Source organism: Mesorhizobium sp. C416B, from assembly GCF_030323165.1.
Classification (GTDB): Bacteria; Pseudomonadota; Alphaproteobacteria; order Rhizobiales; family Rhizobiaceae; genus Mesorhizobium.
The window spans coordinates 2096684-2111401 of record NZ_CP100471.1; the positions used below are offsets into that span (position 1 = coordinate 2096684).

Here is a 14718-nt window from a genome sequence, read left to right on the forward strand (position 1 = left end):
AGAACAGCGCGGCGCTCATCATTTCGCCCTCTCCTCGACCTGCGCAGCCAAAATCTTCTTCACCTCGGCGACCAACTCGCTCTCCGCTACCGTGACCTGTGCCGGCCTTGCGGCGCGCCATTCGGCGTTGTCGGTGATCTCTGCCGACATGCGCGCGCCCTCGATCAGATCCTTGATCTGCAACTCGCCCTTGGCGCGCTCGTCGCCGCCCTGGATAACGGCGACCGGGCTGCCGCGGCGGTCGGCATATTTCAGCTGCGCCTTCATGCCGGCGCCGCCGAGATACATTTCGGAGCGGATGCCGGCCGCGCGCAGATCGGCCACCATCTTCTGGTAGCGACCGAGGCTTTCCGTATCCTTGTCCATCACCAGCACGACGACCGGCGCGATGACATCGGTGCTGTCCAGCTTGCCGAGGTTCTTCAGCGCCGTCATCAGGCGGGAGACGCCGATCGAAAAGCCGGTCGCCGGCACCGGCTCGCCACGGAAGCGCGAGACCAGCCCGTCATAGCGGCCGCCACCACCGACCGAACCGAAGCGCACGATCTGGCCGTCTTCGTTGGGGATTTCGGCCAGAAGCTCGGCCTCGAAAACCGGGCCGGTGTAGTATTCGAGGCCACGAACGACGGAGCGGTCCATGGCGATGCGATCTTCGCCATATCCGGCCGCCCTGACCAGGGCTTCAATCGTCGCGAGCTCGCCGACGCCTTCTTGGTAAGTCGGGTTCGAGCTCACTATGGAAACCTGGTCGACCTGTGCGTTCCTTGCCGTGGCGAGGAGAACTGCTTCAGCTTGCCCGTCGTCCAAACCAGCGCCCTTGGCGAAGTCGCCCTCGCCTTCCTTGCCGCCATCCCATCGGCCCGGCCCAAGCAGAAGCTTCACGCCTTCCCGCCCGAGCTTGTCCAGCTTGTCGATGGCGCGCAGCACGGTCAGCCGGCGGCCGGCATTGTTGTCACCGCCAAGGCCGATCGCCTCCAGCACGCCATCCAGCACCTTGCGGTTGTTGACCCGGATGACGTAGTCGCCACGCTTGATGCCAAGCGCTTCCATCACGTCGGCCATCATCATGGCCATCTCGGCGTCGGCTGCGACGCCCGGCGTACCGATCGTGTCGGCGTCGAACTGCATGAACTGGCGGAAGCGGCCCGGGCCGGGCTTTTCGTTGCGGAACACCCAGCCGGAGCGGTAGCTGCGATAGGGTTTCGGCAGCTTCTCAAAATTCTCGGCGACGTAGCGCGCCGTCGGCGCAGTCAAATCATAGCGCAGCGACAGCCACTGCTCATCATCGTCCTGGAACGAGAAAACGCCTTCGTTCGGCCGGTCCTGGTCGGGCAGGAATTTGCCGAGCGCATCGGTGTACTCGATCAGCGGCTGGTCGGCCGGCTCGAAACCGTAGAGCTCATAGACCGAACGGATCGTGGCCATCATCTTCTCGACGGCGCGGATGTCTTCAGCGCTGCGGTCGGCAAAGCCGCGCGGCAGCCGCGCTTTCGTCTTTTCCGATTTGTCGGCCATGGGATGGGTCTTTTCGCTTAGTAATCGATGACTTGTTTGGAGTGGGCGTGTCCTAACCGAAGCGGCTTTGTGCGGCAAGGGTTTGCGCTCTTTCCTTCTCCTTCGAAACAAAACGCACCAAAAAGGAAACAATTCCGCCATCGGTGCGGCATCGTGCCGACACAATCGGAGCCGATAAGCGCGCCGAAACAAGGGGTTGGGGCCATGACTGCGGCACAGAAATTCGATATCAGAGACGACGGCTTGCATGAAGTCCGGCTGCGGCCGGCCGAGAGCCGTGCGCCGGTGACGGCGAGAGTGGCCGGGCCGTTTGAGGTCACCGCCGACGAGCGCAAAGGCTCGACGATGCGCGATGCGATGATGACCAGCCTGCTGGTGATCTATCCGGCCTTTGCAGCGCTGGCCGCGATCGTCGCTGGGCTGTTCCTGACCGGCGCAAGCGGCACCTGACGACGCTCACTTCGGCCGTTTGAACGCCTTCCTGTCCTTCTCGACCTGCTCCCGGCAAACACACCCCTCGAGATGGTCGTTGACCAGGCCCATCGCCTGCATGAAGGCGTAGACGGTGGTCGGGCCGACAAAGCTCCAGCCGCGCTTTTTCAGTTCTTTCGAGATGCGGGTCGAAACCACAGTTGTGGGATTGGCGCGCAGATGGGTGAGGTCGACGATTTCGGGCCGCTCCTCCTTGCCCGGCTCGAACTTCCAGAACCAGGCGGCCAGCGAGCCGAACTCGTCGACCATTTCTCTCGCACGTTTGGCGTTGTTGATGGTCGAGACGATCTTGCCGCGGTGGCGGATGATGCCGGCATTGCCGACCAGGCGCTCGACATCCTCGTCGGTGAAGGCGGCGACCTTGTCGAAGTCGAAACCGGCGAAAGCCTCGCGGAAATTCTCGCGCTTGCGCAGGATGGTCAGCCAGGACAGGCCGGACTGAAAACCTTCGAGGCAGATCTTTTCGAACAGCCTGCGGTCGTCGGCCATCGGCCGGCCCCATTCATGGTCGTGATAATGCAGATAGTCCGGCAGATTGCCGTGCCAGAAGCAGCGTGTGATGCCGTCGGCGCCGGTAAGCAGGCCGGTATTGTCTTGTGCCATCAACAAAGATCCATTCGTTAACGCGCTTGCAAGCATCGTTTACCGCGGCTTTACCAGATTCCTGAACCCGGCGGTAACCACACCAAAAGGTTTACTGACAAGTGAGCATTTTACGCATTCCGATTCATGTTTCGGTTGTGGCTTGGCGCCAAGGATCGCGCAACCGGAGGCAAGTTCCCGCCTCTGTCCGTTTGACGATCAAGGTGCGTTCCGATGAAGATGTTTTTGCGTTCCGTGCTCGGCGCCGTGGCCATTCTGGCCGCCGGCGCCAACTCGTCCGCCGCCAACGACCGCTATGCCGACAGGCCGCCGGTTATGGTGAGCCCTGACCTCTCGGCACCCTGGGTGCTGCAGCTTGGCCGCGCGCCCGGCATAGTGCGGCAGAGCCGTCAGCAGCAGCAGCCACGCCTGCGCTATGCGCAGCCGGCACGCCCCGATCGGGTGCGCACCGCTTCGGTGCAGGCGCCGGCCAAGCGCTTGGTGATGCGACCACAGATCAACCCGCTCTATCTGCCGCAGGAAGTCGCCTATGACGGCCCGCAGAAGCCGGGCACGGTCGTCATCGATACGACGCAGAATTTCCTGTTCCTGGTCGAGAAGAACGGCAAGGCGCGGCGCTATGGCGTCGGCACAGGCAAGCCTGGCTTCGAATGGTCTGGCACGCACAAGATCACCAACAAGCGCGTCTGGCCGGACTGGCGCCCGCCAGCGGAGATGATCAAGCGCGAGGCCGCCAAGGGCCGCTACCTCCCGACCTATCTGGCCGGCGGCGAGGAAAACCCGCTTGGCGCCCGCGCGCTCTATCTCGGCACGACGGAATACCGCATCCACGGCACCAACCAGCCATGGACCATCGGCGGCTCGGTGTCTTCCGGCTGCATCCGCATGCGCAACGAGGACGTGGTTGACCTTTACGAGAGGGTCAATGTTGGAACGACCGTGGTCGTGATATAATCGGCTACCGAATCATCTGGTCCAGAAGGTTAGACCTTCAGGATCGGGAAGAGTTTGCGGGGGACGGGCCGTGTGGGGATGCGGCCAGTCAGGAAAGGGCAGCCTGGGAAACCGCGCTGCCCTTTCTCTTTGCGGCTATAGCTGAGCCAGGCTGCGCCAGAACGTCGCGCCAGGGGGATGACGGTTCGCTTTCACGCTGCCTTGCCGCATTTCCCCCGCTATAGGGACGGCCAAACTCCCCTGCGCCAAACTCCGCTGCAAAGGTCCAGCCATGTCTCCGCCAGACGATAGCCGCTATCTCCGGGGCGGCCCGGTCGCCCAGCGCATCATGGCATCCGTGCGCGAGGATGCCGCCATCGCTACCGCCGAAGGTTTTCCGCCCAAGCTGGTGTCGATCACCGTCGGCGATACCGCTGCCGTAGATGTCTATGTGCGCAACCAGCGCGCCAAGGCCGCCCTTGCCGGCATCGGTTTCGAGGAGCGGCGGTTCCCCGCCGACATCAGCGCCGGCGAACTCGAGGCGGCGATCCACGGCCTGAACGCCGACCCGCGCGTCACCGGCATCATCATCCAGCGGCCGGTGCCGGCGCATATCCCGATCAAGACGCTGCAAGCGGCGGTGCATCCACTGAAGGACGTCGAGGGCATGCATCCGGCGTCGATCGGCAATATCGTCTACAATCAGCTCGACCTCGCGCCTTGCACGGCTGCGGCCTCGGTCGAGCTGCTCAAGGAAACCGGCCTCGACCTCAAGGGGCTCGAAGTCGTCGTCGTCGGCCATTCCGAGATCGTCGGCAAGCCGATTGCCTTCCTGCTGATGAGCGAAGGCGCGACGGTGACGGTGTGCCATCACATGACGCGCTCGGTGGCGGCACATGCGCGCCGCGCCGATGCGCTGTTCGTCGCCGTCGGCAAGCCGCGGCTGATCAAGGCCGACATGGTGAAGCCCGGTGCGGCCGTCATCGACATCGGCATCAATTCCGAGATCGGCCCGGACGGCACGAGCCGCATCGTCGGCGACGTCGACACCGAGAGCGTGAAGGAAGTCGCGTCCTGGATCACGCCGGTGCCGGGCGGCGTCGGCCCGATCACTGTGGCGATCCTCTTGCGCAACACAATGGTCGCGCTCAGCCGCCAGCGCGCGCGCTACCAGGCGACGTATGGCGTGGTGGACCGGCTGGCAGCGGAATAGCTGCTTACTCGGCGGCGACCAGGTTTCCTTCGGAGACGCCCTCCGGCTTCGGACCACCATAGGCCCAGTCGAGCAGCTTGATCGTGTGCACCACCGGCAGCTTTGCAGCCGAAGCGATCTGGGTGATGCAGCCGATATTGCCTGTGGCAACGATCTCCGCGCCGGTGGCCTCGATGTTTTTCACCTTTCGGTCGCGCAGCTTCTCCGAAATCTCCGGCTGCAGGATGTTGTAGGTGCCGGCCGAGCCGCAGCACAGATGTCCCTCGCGCGGATCGCGCACGACGAAGCCGGCCCTGGCGAGCAATTCCTTCGGCTGGCGGGTGATCTTCTGGCCGTGCTGCATCGAGCAGGCGGAGTGATAGGCGACGACGGTGCCGGGTTTGCGCACCGGCTCGGGCAGGTCGAGGCTTGCGAGATATTCGGTAATGTCCCTGGCCAGCGCCGAGACCCGCGCGGCCTTGTCGGCATAGGCCGGATCGAGGCGCAGCATGAAGCCGTAGTCCTTGATCGTTGTGCCGCAGCCGGACGCGGTGATGACGATGGCATCGAGCCCGCCCTGGTCGATGGCACGCGTCCACGCATCGACATTCTGCCGGGCCGAGGCAAGGGCTGCTGCCTCGCGGCCCATATGATGGACCAGCGCGCCACAGCAGGCTTCGCCCTGCGGCACCACGACCTCGACGCCCAGCCGTGTCAGCAATGCAATCGTCGTCTCGTTGATGGCGGGGTCGAGTACCGATTGGGCGCAGCCGGTGAGGATGGCGACGCGGCCTCTCTTCGTCCCCTGCCCGGCATGAATGCCGGAAGAGGCCATTGGCGAGACCGTCGGGATCGAGGCCGGTGCCAGCTTCAGCATCGCGCCCAGCGGCCTCAGCGCCGGCAGCCTTTCGAACAGGCCGATGAATGGCTTGCCCAGTCTCGCCAATTTCAGCGCGGCGCGAAAGCGCGCGGGATAGGGCAGCACGAAGGCCAGCATGGCGCGGGTCAGCCGGTCGAGCAGCGGCCGCTTGTAAGTCTCCTCGATATGGGCGCGGGCATGGTCGACCAGGTGCATGTAGTTGACGCCCGACGGGCAGGTGGTCATGCAGGCCAGGCAGGACAGGCAGCGGTCGATATGGGTGACGATCTCCTTGTCGGCCGGGCGGCCATTCTCCAGCATGTCCTTGATGAGATAAATGCGCCCGCGCGGCGAATCGAGTTCGTTGCCAAGCGTCACATAGGTCGGGCAGGTGGCGGTGCAGAAGCCGCAATGCACGCATTTGCGCAGGATCTTCTCCGATTCCGCGACATGCGGATCAGCAAGCTGGGCAAGGGAGAAGTTGGTTTGCATTATCTTAGCCTTGGGCCATGCGGCCGGGATTGAGGATGGACTTGGGATCGAACTCGGCCTTGAGCCGCGCCGACAGTGCGGCCTTATGCGGTGCCTGCGGCTCGAACACCGGGACGGCGGCGCGATGCGAAGGGGTGGCGCGCACCAGCGTGGCGTGGCCGCCGCCAAGCTTTCTGATCAGCCCGCGCAGCAGGGCGGCCTCGGGATCGCCCTCCTCCATGCGCAGCCAGAGCAGCCCGCCCTGCCAGTCGTAGAAGGCGCTGACACCGATCTGCATGCGCAGCGTCAGCACCATCTGATGGGCCTGAGACGGCGCCATGGAGACGCGCCAGACCGGCTTTTCGCTACGGTCGGCGAATGGCGTGCAGTCCCTTATGTCACGCCAGAGGGTATGTGATGTCTCACCTGCGATCTCCTGCAGCGGGCCGGCATTTTTCAGCAGGGTCTTCAGCGCCTCAATGCGATAGGCGACCGATGGGCCAAACCCTTCGACGCGCAGCAGCGTTGCAGCGTCGGTGCCTAGACTGCCCCCGGCAACGCGCGCGGCGATGCGTTCGGGCAGATGGGCCGCGCTCGACACTTCGGCGCTGGAGCCGAGCGCCAGCGCCATGGCGGCAGAGGCGGCATCGTCGAGTAGGCCGCGCATGGCAAGCGTCACCTCGGTCTCGGCCGCCGGCAGCACCTTGAAGGTGACATCGGTGAACACGGCCAGCGTGCCCCAGCTGTTGGCCATCAGCTTCGACAGATCGTAGCCGGTGACATTCTTGACGACGCGGCCGCCGGACTTGAAGGCCTCGCCGCGTCCGGCAACCGCATTGATTCCCAGAATATGGTCTCGTGCAGCCCCCGCCTTCAGCCGGCGCGGGCCGGACAGGTTCGCGGCGAGCACGCCGCCGATGGTGCCCTTGCCGGGCTCGCCGCCGAGTAAAGGACCGTAATCCATCGGTTCGAAGGCGAGTTGCTGGCCGCTTTCGGCGAGCAGGTTTTCGATCTCGGAAAGCGGCGTGCCGGCCTTGGCCGACAGTACCAACTCGGCCGGCTCGTAGAGCGTGACGCCGGTGAGCTTCGAAAGATCGAGCGTGTGTTCGCTCTGCTGTGGCCGGCCGATGCCGCGCTTGGAGCCGTGGCCGATGATTTCCAAAGGTGACTCTTCCGCCGCCGCCCATTGGACGGTGGAGAGGATCTCGGCCGATGTGGTGGGGGTGAAGGTCGTCATGGCGAAGATGGGTCGAGTTCCTTCGCGCCCCCCTCTGTCCTGCCGGACATCTCCCCCACTTGGGGGGAGATTAGCAGCTTTGGCGACCGCGCCTCTCTAGCAACGTCGAAGATTGGCGAAGGCAGAGATGACTGGTGATCTCCCCCCTTGTGGGGGAGATGTCCGGCAGGACAGAGGGGGGTGCGAAGGATCGCCGACGTGAGACATTCCGCCCCCATCAAAACCTCGGAATGTCCGGAAACGCCACCTGGCCGCGATGCACATGCATGCGTCCAAGCTCCGCGCAGCGGCGCAGTTGCGGGAACACTTTTCCCGGGTTGAGCAGATGGTTGGGGTCGAAGGCGCATTTGACGCGCATTTGTTGGTCGAGGTCGATCTGGTTGAACATCTCCGGCATCAAATCGCGCTTCTCGACGCCGACGCCGTGCTCGCCGGTCAAGACGCCGCCGACCTTGACGCAGAGCCGCAAGATGTCGGCGCCAAAACTTTCCGCCTTGTCGAGTTCGCCCGGCACGTTGGCGTCATAGAGGATCAGCGGATGCAGATTGCCGTCGCCGGCGTGGAAGACATTGGCGACGCCAAGGCCGTATTTTCCCGACAGTTCGCGCATGCCGGCGAGCACACGGGGCAATTCCTTGCGCGGGATGGTGCCATCCATGCAGTAATAGTCGGGTGAGATGCGGCCGACCGCCGGGAAGGCCGCCTTGCGGCCGGCCCAGAAACTCAGCCGCTCCTGTTCGGATTGCGAGATGCGGCAGGTGGTGGAGCCGTTCCTATAGGCGATCGCCTCGACGAGACCGATCAGGTGGTCGACCTCGACGCCCGGCCCGTCGAGTTCGACGATCAGCAGCGCCTCGACATCAAGGGGGTAGCCGGCATGGACGAAATCCTCCGCCGCATGGATCGCCGGCCGGTCCATCATCTCCATGCCGCCGGGGATAATGCCGGCGCCGATGATGTCGGCGACGCATTGGCCGCCCTGCTCGCTGGTCGGAAAGCCGATCAGCAGAGCACGGGCTGTCTCCGGCTTTTTCAGGATGCGCACGGTGACCTCGGTGACGACGCCGAGCAGGCCTTCGGACCCCGTCATGACGCCGAGGAGATCATAGCCTTCCGAGTCCAGATGGTTGCCGCCAAGCCGCACCACCTCGCCATTCATCAGCACCATTTCGATGCCGAGCACATTGTTGGCGGTCAGGCCGTATTTCAGGCAGTGCACGCCGCCGGAATTTTCCGCGACATTGCCACCGATCGAGCAGGCGATCTGGGAGGATGGATCGGGGGCGTAATAAAAGCCCTCCTGCTCGACGGCAGTAGTGATGCCGAGATTGGTGACGCCCGGCTGGGCGATGACGACGCGGTCGGGATAGTCGATGGCAAGGATGCGGTTGAAGCGGCTCATGACCAGCAGCACGGCATCCTCGAGCGGCAACGCGCCGCCGGAGAGTGAGGTGCCGGAGCCGCGCGGCACGACACGGATGTTGCGGTCGTTGCAGTATTTCAGCACCCGCGACACCTGCGCCACCGTTTCCGGCAGCACCACGACCAGCGGCAATTGCCGGTAGGCGGTGAGACCGTCGCTTTCGAAAGCGCGCATTTCGTTGGTGGCGTCGACGACGCCCTCGCCCGGCACGATGATGCGCATATCGGCGACGATCTCTGCGCGCCTTCGCATCGTGGCGTCGTCTGGCTTGGGCATGACAAGGCCGGACATCGGCGGCGTCCTCCGCTTGGCTGGTAAAAATCTTTTACCAGTTACATCCGGATGTTGCAAACACCGCGTCGGGCAAAGAGCGTAGTGCCAGCCTTCCGCAGCGGCAATCTGCCGCTATGGATCTTAACCCTCCCCCTTGTGGGGAGGGTCGCGAACGCAGTGAGCGGGGTGGGGGTCCGCGCGACGAAAGCTCTTTACGAGCACCCTCACCCCGATCCGCTATGCGGATCGACCCTCCCCACAAGGGGGAGGGTAAAGTGCGCTCCTACTCCCCCGGATGTTTCGCCGACTCGGAATGCATCCGCCTGACTCGCCGCACGCCCCACCAGACCAGCACGATGGCGACCGGCACCGCCGCGGCAGTGACGATTTCGGGTGCAAAGGCATGGCCGAAGATCGAGGCGCCCTTGGCGAGATAGGAGATCAGGCCGACGACATAGTAGGACACTGCCGCCACCGACAGGCCTTCCACCGTCTGCTGCAGCCGCAGTTGCAGCCGGGCACGGTTGTTCATCGACGCCAGCAGATCGCGGTTCTGCTTCTCGACCTCGACATCGACCCAGGTGCGCAGCAGCGTGGTCGCGCGGGTCAGTTTGCGCGACAGGTTGGCCTGGCGCTCTTCGACCGAACGGCAGGTGCGCATGGCAGGCGCCACCCGCCGCTGCAGGAAGCCGCCCCAAGTGTCGTAGCCGGCCACGGCTTCTTCGTCCAGCGCTTGCAGCCGCTCGACAACGATGCCGTCATAGGCGCGGCTGGCGCCGAAGCGATAGAGGCTGGAGGCGGCATCAGCCTCGAGTTCAGCGGCAAGCTCGGTCAGGTCGGCGAGCAGCGTCTGGCTGTCGCGGGTTTCAGCGACCTTCATTTCCAGCGTGGTCTGCGCCAGCCGGTCCTCGATGCGGCGGGCGCGGCCCGACAGGGTCAGCGCATGCGGCAGGCCGAGCATGGCAAGCGTGCGATACGTCTCGAGGTCGATCAGCCGCTGCGACAGCGCGCCGGTCCGCGCCGGCGTCAGGCCGCGATCAAGCACCAGGATGCGGGTCAGGCCGTCGCCGTCCTGGCGGAAATCGGTGACTATGGCCGCATTGCCGCGCTCGACCAGCGAATAGCACAGGCTCGTCGGGTCGAAGGCCGCAATCAGCTTCTCGCTTGCCGGCGTCCATTTGCGGATCTCCAGCCTTATACCTGAGATCACCGTTCCCGGCGGCGAGAAGCCGTTGCCGAAAGGAGAATCCTCCTGCGCCCTGCTGCTTTCGGCCAGCGGCCCTTCCCACAGGTAGGTCGAAAATTCCGTATGCCGCTCCCAGCGCAGCGTACCCTTGCCCCACTTCATGGCGTGGTGGCGGGCATGACGGTCGGGCGCGGCAATGCCGAGGCGCCGCGAAAGTTCGGAGAGCACGGCCATGTCGACGCCGGAGCCGCCCTCCGTCATGAAGGCGAGTTGCACAAGCACGCGCGGCTTCTCGATCAGCGGATGCGGCCGGGCATGGACCTCGCCGATTGCGCCGGGCCGTCCCTCATGCGCAGGAAAGCCCATCACGCTGCCCTGGGCGCGCGGCTGGAATTCGAGGTTGGACGTCTCGTCCGACACGGTGGCCCCCCTGTTCTCGACCCTTCGTGTAATAGCGTGCTCTAAAGGCAATCCATGAGGCGCGTAAACACCAAAGTCTAGCATCGTAGGTCCTGCCAGCGCGACGCGCAGACCGACCCGATTGGGCGAATTGGATAAATAATTTGACCAGTTGGCGACGCTGGCTTTATCTTGCGCGACACAGGTTCAATTTCCCGGGCCCCCGTTGAGCGATATTTTCTCCAGGATCGAGCATTCGCGCACCGCCGACGAGGTGGTGCAGCAGATCGAAAGCCTGATCCTTGAAGGCGTGCTGCGCACCGGCGACCGGCTGCCGGGCGAGCGCGAGCTGGCGCGCCAGTTCGACGTGTCGCGGCCGATCCTGCGCGACGCGCTGAAGGCGCTGGAAGGGCGCGGGCTGCTGATCACCAAGGCCGGCGGGGGCACCCATGTCGCCGACGTCATCGGCCAGCTGTTCACCAAGCCGGTGACCGACCTCATCTCGATGCACCGCAAGGCGGTGACCGACTATCTGGAATACCGCCGCGAGATCGAAGGCGTGGCGGCCGAATATGCGGCGCGGCGCGCGACAGCGGACGACATTGCGCTGCTCGACCGCATCATGGCGCGCATGGACGAGGCGCACCGCACCGGCGATTTCGACGACGAGGCGGAAATCGACGTCGAGTTCCACCATGCTGTGTGCGAATGCGCGCACAACATCATCCTCTTGCACACGCTGCGCTCCTGCTACCGGCTGCTGTCTGAAGGCGTGTTCCAGAACCGGCTTCTGGTGTTCAGCGTGCCCGGAGCGCGCGAGGCGCTGCTGGCCCAGCACGGCGCGATCTACAAAGCCGTGAAGGCCGGCGATCCCTCAGCTGCCCGCCAGGCGGCGATGGACCATATCTCCTATGTCGAGCGCTCGATGCTCGAGGCCGAACGCAGCGGCGACTGGCAGCGCGTGTCGCGGCTCAGGCTTAAGCAGCGCTCCGACGCCGACGACGGCTTCAAGACGACTGGCTAACGAGGAACCACCATGAGCGACATCCTCACCATTGCCGATCTCAAGGACCTGGCGCGCCGGCGGGTGCCGAAGATGTTCTTCGACTATGCCGATTCCGGCGCCTGGACCGAAAGCACCTACCGCGCCAACGAAGAGGACTTCCAGAAGATAAAATTCCGTCAGCGCGTGCTGGTCGACATGAGCAACCGCTCGCTGGAATCGACCATGATCGGCGAGAAAGTGGCGATGCCGGTTGCGCTTGCCCCAACTGGAATGACCGGCATGCAGCATGCCGATGGCGAGATGCTGGCGGCGCAGGCGGCAGAGGAATTCGGCGTGCCGTTCACGCTGTCAACGATGAGCATCTGCTCGATCGAGGATGTCGCGTCGGTGACGAAGAAGCCGTTCTGGTTCCAGCTCTACGTGCTGCGCGACAAGGATTTCGTGCTCGACCTGATCGACAGGGCGAAGGCTGCGAAATGCTCGGCGCTGGTGTTGACGCTTGACCTGCAGATCCTGGGGCAGCGCCACAAGGATGTCCGCAACGGGCTGTCGGCGCCGCCCAAGATGACGCTGGCCAACATTGCCAACATCGCCATGCGGCCACGCTGGCTGATGGGCATTGCCGGCACCAAGCGCCGCACCTTCCGCAACATTGTCGGCCATGCCAAGGGCGTCGGCGACGTCGCTTCGCTGGCATCGTGGACGACGGAGCAGTTCGACCCGCATCTGTCGTGGAAGGATGTCGCCTGGATCAAGGAACGTTGGGGCGGCAAGCTGATCCTGAAAGGCATTCTCGACAAGGAGGACGCGCTGATGGCGGTCGAGACCGGCGCCGACGCCATCATCGTTTCCAACCATGGCGGGCGCCAGCTCGACGGCGCATCGTCGTCAATCATGGCGCTGGAAGAGATCACCGATGCCGTCGGCGACAGGATCGAGGTGCATATGGACGGCGGCATCCGCTCGGGCCAGGACGTGCTGAAGGCGCTTTGCCTCGGCGCCAAGGGCACCTATATCGGCCGCCCGTTCCTGTACGGATTAGGCGCCATGGGCAAGCAAGGCGTGACCCTGGCGCTGGACATCATCCGCAAGGAGATGGACATCACGCTGGCACTGTGCGGCAAACGGCTGGTGACCGAGATGGGCAAGGACCAGTTGCGGCGATAGGGTCTTGTTCACCGATTAGACCCTAGCCTCGCTGGATCACGGAGACGAAGCCGCCTTGACCGAGACCGGCATCCACTACCTCGACGCGCGCGCGCCCGATGGCATGCGCCTCTATGCGATCGGCGACGTGCATGGCCGGCTCGATCTGCTCGCCGCCATGCATCGCCGCATCGAGAGCGAACTCGAATACAAGCCGACCAGCGATTGGCGCGTCATCCACCTCGGCGACTATGTCGACCGCGGACCAGAGTCCAAGGGCGTCATAGACTTCCTGATCGAGGCACAGAAACGCGATCCACGGCATCTGATGCTGGCCGGCAACCACGATATCGGCTTCCTCGATTTTCTCGACGAGCCTGACCCGGAAGGGCTGTTCATCCGCTATGGCGGCGTGCAGACGGCACAATCCTATGGCGTCGACCTAGCGGGACACGCAAGCTGGTTCGGCAAGGCCGAGGCGTTACGGCGGGGACACCAGGCACTGGTCAATGCTGTACCGCAAGCCCATGTCGACTTCCTGCGGTCGCTGCAATTGTCACTGATATCAGGTGATTTCTTCTTCTGCCATGCCGGCGTCAGGCCTGACGTGCCGCTGGAGAGCCAGAGCCCGCAGGATCTGGTCTGGATCCGCGACGTCTTCCACAACCATCCAGGGCTTTACCCGAAGGTGATCGTGCACGGCCACACACCGGTGCCGGAGGCGGAGGTGATGCCGAACCGCGTCAATGTCGACACGCTCGCCTGGCAGTCAGGCATGCTCAGCGCGCTCGCCGTGGACGGCGCGGACAAGCGTATCCTGACTGTGCAGGGAAAAGCGTTTTAGCGAAGCGCGGCGGTGACGCCGTAGCCGTCGACGGCCTGATGGTTGTTGGCCGCATCGGCGGAATAAATGCCGAGACCGCACAAAACGATGGCAGACAGCATGACAAAGGACAGAAGCGCTGCTTTCACGGACGTCATCTCTAGTTGAGCTTCCTGCATCTGGGCACGAGGCGGTTACCAATGGGTTGAAACCGAGAATTCGTCTCAAAGTTTCGACGATTTCGCGCTTGTAGGTCGATTCTGTATCGGCGGTGTGTCGCGCGGATCACACAGAAGGTTCATCGCGGTTGCATTGCCGATGCATAGCGCGCGCCTTGTAGGATGGCGTTCGGCCACAAACCAAGGACGAAAGAAGTTGTCCCCGGCAGATTCCCCGCCGCGTGCCAATTATGCAACGGCCGCGCGTTGGCTGGGTTCAGATCGTCGCCACCCAGGCGCGGGCAATGGCCAAACCCGCGGCGTCGGCCTCGGGGCCGTTGCGTGCCATTTCGCTGTCGAGGCGGTCGTGCCAGTCGGGATGGCGATCGGCAATCAGCGGCGCGAAGGACGTGCTCCAGTCCCTCACCATCGGCCGGTCGGCCTCGAAATGGAACTGGAAGCCGTAGACGGCGCGGCCGATACGGAACGCCTGGTTCTCAGCAATTTCGCTGCCGGCAAGCCGCACCGCATTTGACGGCAGCGCGAAAGTGTCGTCGTGCCATTCGAAGATGGGGAAATCCTGGGGAAGTGCGCCAAGCACCGGATCGGTTCTGGCGTCCGGCGTCAGCGATACCTTGTGCCAGCCGAATTCCGAGGCGGCGCCGATCTGGTTCTCACCGCCGAAAGTGCGGGCAACCAACTGGCTGCCCAGGCAGATACCGAGAACCGAGCGATCCTTGGCGGCGAAATCGCGGGTCAGTTCGAGCAGCGCCGGGAAATACGGGTAGTCATCGTCGGCCAGCGCATTCTGACCGCCGCCAAGCATCACCATGGCATCGTGTCCGGTCGCGTCGTCCGGCAGCGCATCGCCCTTGTAGGGCCGGCGCAGGTCGAGATCGGCGCCGGCTTCGGCGAGCGCGGCACCAACCTGGCCAAGGCCGGTGTTGTCGTAGTTCTGGACCACCAGCACCCGCATCGCAAAACCCTGCTGACATGAAATGA

The 14718-nt window shown here is 64.1% G+C and carries 14 protein-coding genes; 6 read left to right on the forward strand and 8 right to left on the reverse strand.

Features of this window, described 5'->3' with window-relative positions; translation table 11 throughout:
- Nucleotides 1-18: 18 nt before the first annotated feature.
- Nucleotides 19-1515 (reverse strand): histidine--tRNA ligase, encoded by a 1497-nt coding sequence (hisS, locus tag NLY43_RS10435; RefSeq protein ID WP_023710122.1) that lies wholly within the window; start codon nt 1513-1515, stop codon nt 19-21.
- A gap of 204 nt (nt 1516-1719) precedes the next feature.
- On the opposite strand from hisS, the gene NLY43_RS10440 reads away from it, so the two are divergent.
- A complete protein-coding gene (locus NLY43_RS10440; RefSeq protein ID WP_023710123.1) occupies nt 1720-1965 on the forward strand; it encodes a hypothetical protein in 246 nt (81 codons plus the stop codon).
- 6 nt (nt 1966-1971) lie between these two features.
- Here NLY43_RS10440 and NLY43_RS10445 read toward each other — a convergent pair whose 3' ends face one another.
- Nucleotides 1972-2610, reverse strand: a complete 639-nt coding sequence (locus NLY43_RS10445) for a DNA-3-methyladenine glycosylase I (protein WP_023710124.1) — start codon at nt 2608-2610, stop codon at nt 1972-1974.
- 213 nt (nt 2611-2823) lie between these two features.
- Here NLY43_RS10445 and NLY43_RS10450 point away from each other — a divergent pair, with 213 nt between their 5' ends.
- Together NLY43_RS10450 and NLY43_RS10455 are read left to right on the forward strand one after the other, a co-directional pair.
- A complete protein-coding gene (locus NLY43_RS10450; RefSeq protein ID WP_023710125.1) occupies nt 2824-3564 on the forward strand; it encodes a L,D-transpeptidase in 741 nt (246 codons plus the stop codon).
- A 271-nt stretch (nt 3565-3835) separates the two neighbouring features.
- The gene (locus tag NLY43_RS10455; RefSeq protein WP_023670547.1) at nt 3836-4756 is read left to right on the forward strand and encodes a bifunctional 5,10-methylenetetrahydrofolate dehydrogenase/5,10-methenyltetrahydrofolate cyclohydrolase; all 921 of its coding nucleotides are present in this window, start codon (nt 3836-3838) and stop codon (nt 4754-4756) included.
- 4 nt (nt 4757-4760) lie between these two features.
- Here the strand turns inward: NLY43_RS10455 and glcF are convergent, their stop codons facing one another.
- From glcF to NLY43_RS10475, 4 genes are all read right to left on the reverse strand, one after another.
- A complete protein-coding gene (gene glcF, locus NLY43_RS10460; RefSeq protein WP_023710126.1) occupies nt 4761-6086 on the reverse strand; it encodes a glycolate oxidase subunit GlcF in 1326 nt (441 codons plus the stop codon).
- 4 nt (nt 6087-6090) lie between these two features.
- Entirely contained in the window at nt 6091-7302 is a 1212-nt protein-coding gene (locus tag NLY43_RS10465; protein WP_023710127.1) for an FAD-binding protein, read from the reverse strand.
- Between the two features lie 217 nt (nt 7303-7519).
- A complete protein-coding gene (locus tag NLY43_RS10470) occupies nt 7520-9016 on the reverse strand; it encodes an FAD-linked oxidase C-terminal domain-containing protein (RefSeq protein WP_023710128.1) in 1497 nt (498 codons plus the stop codon).
- 265 nt (nt 9017-9281) lie between these two features.
- Entirely contained in the window at nt 9282-10604 is a 1323-nt protein-coding gene (locus tag NLY43_RS10475; RefSeq protein ID WP_023710129.1) for a DUF3422 family protein, read from the reverse strand.
- A gap of 205 nt (nt 10605-10809) precedes the next feature.
- Here NLY43_RS10475 and NLY43_RS10480 point away from each other — a divergent pair, with 205 nt between their 5' ends.
- From NLY43_RS10480 to NLY43_RS10490, 3 genes are read left to right on the forward strand one after another with little or no spacing between them, the layout of a single operon-like run.
- Nucleotides 10810-11607 carry an FCD domain-containing protein gene (locus NLY43_RS10480; RefSeq protein ID WP_023695102.1) on the forward strand — a complete coding sequence of 266 codons (798 nt, stop codon included), beginning with the start codon at nt 10810-10812 and terminating at the stop codon, nt 11605-11607.
- A 12-nt stretch (nt 11608-11619) separates the two neighbouring features.
- Nucleotides 11620-12756: an alpha-hydroxy acid oxidase gene (locus tag NLY43_RS10485; RefSeq protein WP_023710130.1), complete on the forward strand. Its 1137-nt coding sequence runs from the start codon at nt 11620-11622 to the stop codon at nt 12754-12756.
- Nucleotides 12757-12811: 55 nt separating this feature from the next.
- Nucleotides 12812-13579 (forward strand): metallophosphoesterase family protein, encoded by a 768-nt coding sequence (locus tag NLY43_RS10490; RefSeq protein ID WP_023686824.1) that lies wholly within the window; start codon nt 12812-12814, stop codon nt 13577-13579.
- On the opposite strand, the gene NLY43_RS10495 is transcribed toward NLY43_RS10490, so the two are convergent.
- Together NLY43_RS10495 and NLY43_RS10500 are read right to left on the reverse strand one after the other, a co-directional pair.
- The gene (locus NLY43_RS10495; protein ID WP_006206855.1) at nt 13576-13716 is read right to left on the reverse strand and encodes a hypothetical protein; all 141 of its coding nucleotides are present in this window, start codon (nt 13714-13716) and stop codon (nt 13576-13578) included. The genes NLY43_RS10490 and NLY43_RS10495 overlap by 4 nt on opposite strands.
- 277 nt (nt 13717-13993) lie before the next feature.
- The gene (locus NLY43_RS10500; RefSeq protein WP_023710131.1) at nt 13994-14692 is read right to left on the reverse strand and encodes a type 1 glutamine amidotransferase; all 699 of its coding nucleotides are present in this window, start codon (nt 14690-14692) and stop codon (nt 13994-13996) included.
- Nucleotides 14693-14718 lie beyond the last annotated feature (26 nt).

Coding starts and splice junctions, on each gene's coding strand:
- NLY43_RS10455 (WP_023670547.1), top strand. CDS start 3,836: ATGTCTCCGCCAGACGATAGCCGCTATCTCCGGGGCGGCCCGGTCGCC.
- NLY43_RS10450 (WP_023710125.1), top strand. CDS start 2,824: ATGAAGATGTTTTTGCGTTCCGTGCTCGGCGCCGTGGCCATTCTGGCC.
- NLY43_RS10440 (WP_023710123.1), top strand. CDS start 1,720: ATGACTGCGGCACAGAAATTCGATATCAGAGACGACGGCTTGCATGAA.
- glcF (WP_023710126.1), bottom strand. CDS start 6,086: ATGCAAACCAACTTCTCCCTTGCCCAGCTTGCTGATCCGCATGTCGCG.
- NLY43_RS10500 (WP_023710131.1), bottom strand. CDS start 14,692: ATGCGGGTGCTGGTGGTCCAGAACTACGACAACACCGGCCTTGGCCAG.
- NLY43_RS10445 (WP_023710124.1), bottom strand. CDS start 2,610: ATGGCACAAGACAATACCGGCCTGCTTACCGGCGCCGACGGCATCACA.
- NLY43_RS10465 (WP_023710127.1), bottom strand. CDS start 7,302: ATGACGACCTTCACCCCCACCACATCGGCCGAGATCCTCTCCACCGTC.
- hisS (WP_023710122.1), bottom strand. CDS start 1,515: ATGGCCGACAAATCGGAAAAGACGAAAGCGCGGCTGCCGCGCGGCTTT.
- NLY43_RS10495 (WP_006206855.1), bottom strand. CDS start 13,716: ATGACGTCCGTGAAAGCAGCGCTTCTGTCCTTTGTCATGCTGTCTGCC.
- NLY43_RS10470 (WP_023710128.1), bottom strand. CDS start 9,016: ATGTCCGGCCTTGTCATGCCCAAGCCAGACGACGCCACGATGCGAAGG.
- NLY43_RS10485 (WP_023710130.1), top strand. CDS start 11,620: ATGAGCGACATCCTCACCATTGCCGATCTCAAGGACCTGGCGCGCCGG.